The sequence below is a fragment of the Helicobacter sp. T3_23-1056 genome (assembly GCF_053654535.1).
Window position 1 is genome coordinate 1 of sequence record NZ_JBSIUU010000097.1, and the last position, 542, is coordinate 542.

Annotated in this window: 2 protein-coding genes; one reads left to right on the forward strand and one right to left on the reverse strand. The window is 41.1% G+C overall.

What is annotated here, in order from left to right; all coding sequences use genetic code 11:
- Window positions 1–198, forward strand: a 198-nt coding sequence (locus ACWIUO_RS13850) for a hypothetical protein (RefSeq protein WP_454178469.1), incomplete at its 5' end; no start/stop codon positions are given.
- A 103-nt stretch (window positions 199–301) separates the two neighbouring features.
- Here the strand turns inward: ACWIUO_RS13850 and ACWIUO_RS13855 are convergent.
- The coding region (locus ACWIUO_RS13855) for a hypothetical protein (protein WP_454178470.1) at window positions 302–542 on the reverse strand (241 nt) is incomplete at its 5' end.

Below are 542 nucleotides of genomic sequence, written 5' to 3' on the forward strand. Positions count from 1 at the left end.
ATCACGCAAAAAGCGTGCTTGCAGTCTTGTATTGAAGTCTTGCTTTGCAGTCTTTGCTTTACACGGCTAAAAGGGGCTAATGAAGCGTTTTACGCTTGCACGCCATCAAAAAGCGCGTGTTGTTTTCTAAGCCTAAGAGATTCTAACCTTGCTAGCAAAGCTAGCTCGTTGCTAACCTTACTAGCTTTGCTAGATTGAATCTCGCTTGCCACATTTAAGGCATTGGCACAACTTTACTGCTTTTTGAAAAGCCCTTAGCGTTTTGAAGCGTTTTTGCTTGTTTTTTGCGTTTAGATTCTAGTTAGCTTAAGCCTTTTGGGGCTACCTCTTGCTTAAAAATACAATGCTTAACGCTAATTTGAATGAAATTAACATTTTGGCATTTTTCACATACCGCGCGGGCGACTTGCACCTGCGAATGCACATCATACAAATCCAAAGCCCAACCCCTTGCAAACTCTAGCTTGGCGTTGTCATTTGGCGTATAGCACTTATCACAAATATAAGATATTATCATCACTACCCTTTTTTTTGGGCTCTTG